Annotated in this window: 3 protein-coding genes and 1 pseudogene; all 4 read right to left on the reverse strand. The window is 65.9% G+C overall.

Annotated features, from left to right (window positions below; translation table 11 throughout):
- Positions 1-258 precede the first annotated feature (258 nt).
- Positions 259-1,263 (reverse strand): magnesium transporter, encoded by a 1,005-nt coding sequence (gene mgtE / locus JCM19049_RS09355; protein ID WP_279402856.1) that lies wholly within the window; start codon positions 1,261-1,263, stop codon positions 259-261.
- Positions 1,205-1,510, reverse strand: coding sequence for a magnesium transporter MgtE N-terminal domain-containing protein (locus JCM19049_RS19850; protein ID WP_279402857.1), 306 nt, complete (start codon positions 1,508-1,510; stop codon positions 1,205-1,207). The genes mgtE and JCM19049_RS19850 overlap by 59 nt, the downstream gene beginning before the upstream one ends.
- The gene (locus JCM19049_RS19855) at positions 1,480-1,632 is read right to left on the reverse strand and encodes a hypothetical protein (RefSeq protein ID WP_279402858.1); all 153 of its coding nucleotides are present in this window, start codon (positions 1,630-1,632) and stop codon (positions 1,480-1,482) included. Before JCM19049_RS19855 ends, JCM19049_RS19850 begins: the two co-directional genes overlap by 31 nt.
- Before the next feature lie 593 nt (positions 1,633-2,225).
- A pseudogene (locus JCM19049_RS09360) lies at positions 2,226-3,629 on the reverse strand (L-serine ammonia-lyase).
- Positions 3,630-3,849 lie beyond the last annotated feature (220 nt).

Consider the following 3,849-nt stretch of genomic DNA (forward strand, 5'->3'; position numbering starts at 1 on the left):
GCCGTGGGCCATCGAGCCCAGGTGCACCAGCTGCCAGCTGGTGGGCACCCCGTCGCGGGCGTCGACCGCGTACTGGCACATCGGGGCCAGCACCACGCGGTTGCGCAGCTCAAGGCCCTGCCCGTCGCGGGTGGGAATGGTGATGGGGGTAAAGAGTTTGCTTTGCGCCATGCTAGGTGTGACACCGCGGCCGGCGGGATTATTCCGTCCCGCACGCGCTCGGTGCCCAAATGTTGGCGGTGTCACACCCCGGCGCCGCTACATCCCGCCGAAGTTTTGCACCACGCTCATGGCGACGCTGAAGTACACGACCAGTCCGGCCGCGTCGACGAACGTGGAGATGAACGGGTTGGAGAACACCGCCGGATCCACCCGCAGCAGCTTGCCGATGATCGGCATGATCCCGCCCACGGCCGCGGCGATCGTGCACAACGCCACCAGGGTGATGCCGATGGTCACCGCCACCTGCAGGTCAAAGACCAGGCTGGCGATCAGCAGCGCCAGCGAGCCCAGGCACAACCCCAGGATCCCGCCCACGCGCACCTCGCGCAGCAGCACCCGGCCCAGGTCCGCCACCCGGATGTCCCCAACCGCCAGGGCGCGGGTCACGGTGGTGGCCGCCTGGTTGCCGGTGTTCCCGCCGATGCCCACCACCAGCGGGATGAACAGGCTGAGCACCACCATGGACTCCAGGGTCTCCTCGAAGCTGGAGAGCACCTGCACGGTCAGGGTCGCGCCGATGCCCAGCACCAGCAGCCACACCAGCCGGGACTTGACCAGTGAGCGGATCGGGGTGGTCAGGTAGGGGCGGCGCAGCGGTTCGGTGCCGGCTCCGCGCGCCGAACGCTCCTCTTCCTCCAGGTCGATCAGCCGGATGGCATCGTCGATGGTCAGCACCCCCACGACCCGTTCCTCCAGGTCGAGCACGGGCATGACCATCACCCGGGTGTCGATGGTGCGCCGCGCAGCGACCGCCACCGGTTCGTTCGCGGTGGCGGTGTAGGGCTCGCTGGCCAGTTCGCCGACCAGCTGCTCATCATCCGCCCCCATCAGTTCACGCAGGCTGACCACCCCGACCAGGCGCCGCGCGCCGTCGGTGATCAGCACGGTGTAGATGCTTTCCACATCGTCCATGACCCGGTGGATGCGCCGCATCGTCTGGGCGACGCTGAGACCGGGGTGGGTGGTGACGAAGTTCGGCTCATCACGTGGCCCACCACCCGGAGGAGTAGCCCAGCAGCACATTGGTTTCACGCCGTTCACGCTCCCCCAGGCCCTGCAGCAGTTTCGCGGCGACCTGGGCGGGAAGCTCATCCAGCAGCGCCACCCGGTCATCGGGGTCCATCGCGGCAAAGACCTCGGTGACCGGGTGGCCCTGCATGGCCTCGAGCAGTTCGGCCTGCACGGGGGCGTCGAGCATCTCGAAGACGTCCATGGCCCGGTCCTTGTGCAGCATCCGGTAGGCGATCGCCGAGTCCTTCAGCGGCAGGCTTTCCAGGTGCTCAAGCACCTCGGGGACCTCCAGGCGTCCAGCACCCGGGACAGTTCGGCCATGTCGCGCTCGTCAATGGCGCGACGGATCATACGGGAAGTAGTTGAGAAATCTACCTTGTCGGTGGTGTTCACTGACATCAGTCCAAACACGGTTCAGGGGCGCGCCGAGACCCGCCCTTCCGCAGATTTCCGCGGGCTTCTGCAGGAAGCCCGGAACGAAGCCCGCTTCTTGGATGCGGGGATAAATCTACTGGTCAGGCAGCTGGCGCGCTGGCGAATGGGGTCATGGTCGCGAGACCCCCGTGCATGACTGAGTACTTCCGGGCTAGCGGACCAGGAACAAAGAGGGAACGGAGGTTCGCGTGGTGGTAGATCGACTCGGTCCGTCTTCCATGCGGTTCACCTCCTGGATTGGTCGGGGATCGGCACCCCGGAACGTATCCTTACCACTTAGTTCTATCACCGAACGGTTGCTTTCCCGAATCGGTGCCGCGAATCTCACAGCCCGTGACGCCCCGGCAGGGCCGCATTCGGTGGAACGCTGCCAGGCATCGAACGATGCCGGGTGAGCGCTTTAAAGGTGTGTCCCCACTAATGACGGCGCGGTCAAGGGGTGTTTCTCCAGTCCCGGGGCTCACCGCGTTAAATGGCAACGGGTGGCGGAGCATTCCGCCACCGTTGGGTGTCCGCGGCCGCCGACGGTGCTGCCGCCGCGGCTCAGGCGTCGGCGATCAGCATTCGACGACGTTGACGGCCAGGCCGCCCATCGCGGTTTCCTTGTACTTGTCGCTCATGTCCTTGCCGGTTTCGCGCATCGTGATGATCACTTCGTCCAGCGTCACGTGATGCTGCCCGTCGCCCATCAGGGCCATCTTCGCGGCGTTCACCGCCTTGGAGGCGGCGATCGCGTTGCGTTCGATGCACGGTATCTGCACCAGTCCCCCGATCGGTCGCAGGTCAGACCAAGGTTGTGTTCCATGGCGATCTCCGCGGCGTTCTCCACCTGGGCGGGGGTGCCGCCCAGCACCTCCGCCAGGCCGCCGGCGGCCATGGAGGAAGCGAACCGACCTCACCCTGGCAGCCGACCTCTGCCCCGGAGATGGAGGCCTGCTCCTTGTAGAGCACGCCGATGGCCCCGGCGGTGAGCAGGAACTTGACCACGGCCTCGTGCTTTTCCTCCTCGTTCCAGAACTTGGCGCCCGGAGCGTAATGGGTGGCGTAGAACAGGACGGCTGGGATGATGCCGGCGGCCCCGTTGGTCGGGGCGGTGACCACCCGGCCACCGGAGGCGTTTTCCTCGTTGACGGCCAGCGCCACGAGTTGATCCACTCCTGCCAGTAGACCGGGTCGCGGTCCTTGTCCTCCTTGCGCAGCCGGGCATGCCATTCCGGCGCGCGGCGGCGGACGTTCAGCCCACCGGGCAGCACCCCGGTGCGTTCCAGCGCCGAGTCCTTGCACTGTTCCATGACGTTGTAGATGTGCACCAGCCGGAGTAGATTTCCTCCCGGGTGCGCCAGGTTTCCTCGTTGGCGAGCATGATCTGGGCGATCGACTTGCCGGTCTCGGCGCAGTAGTCCAGCAGCTGCGCGGCGGTGGTGAACGGGTAGGGCTGGGCCTTGACCTTTTCCTCGAGGTTTTTCTCGATCCGTTCCTCGGCGCCGTCCTTGACGATGAACCCGCCGCCCACCGAGTAGAAGGTCTCCTCCAGCAGCGTTTCACCGCTGGCGTCCAGCGCCGCGAACTTCACGCCGTTGGTGTGCCGGGGCAGGATGGTCAGCGGGTGTTGGATCATGTCGGGCACCGAGTAGGTGATGTCCTTGCGGGAGCGAGCTGCTCGGCCAGTCGCAGCGGTGCGCCGGATTCGATGTCGGCCAGGCGCTCATCGACCTGTGCGGGCAGGATGCTTTCCGGCTCGTAGCCCTCCAGCCCCAGCAGGATGGCGGTGAAGGTGCCGTGTCCCCGCCCGGTGGCAGCCAGCGAACCGTAGACATCAACCCGCACGGTTTCCAGCTGCTCCAGGTATCCCTTGTTCACGACATGGGAGATAAAGGCATGGGCCGCGCGCATCGGGCCCACGGTGTGGCTGGATGAGGGCCGATACCCACAGAAAACAAATCAAAGACGCTGATTGCCATCGCAGATCACTTCCTTAGGTATAACGAGACCGGCCGGGCCGGCCCTAAAGTAGGTGCGGGTTCCAGGGCTCGGCCTGGAAGACCCGCGGTGTGGGAACGCGAAGTTCCCGTGATGACGAAGGGTCCGGAAAGTGCGTCCAGCGCACTTCCCGGACCCTCATCGGGTGTTACCGGGTGTTACTTGGACACCTTCGGCAGCTCCGGGTAGAGCGGGTGGGTC

The organism is Arthrobacter sp. JCM 19049 (genome assembly GCF_001310435.1).

Coding starts and splice junctions, on each gene's coding strand:
- JCM19049_RS19855 (WP_279402858.1), bottom strand. CDS start 1,632: ATGTCAGTGAACACCACCGACAAGGTAGATTTCTCAACTACTTCCCGT.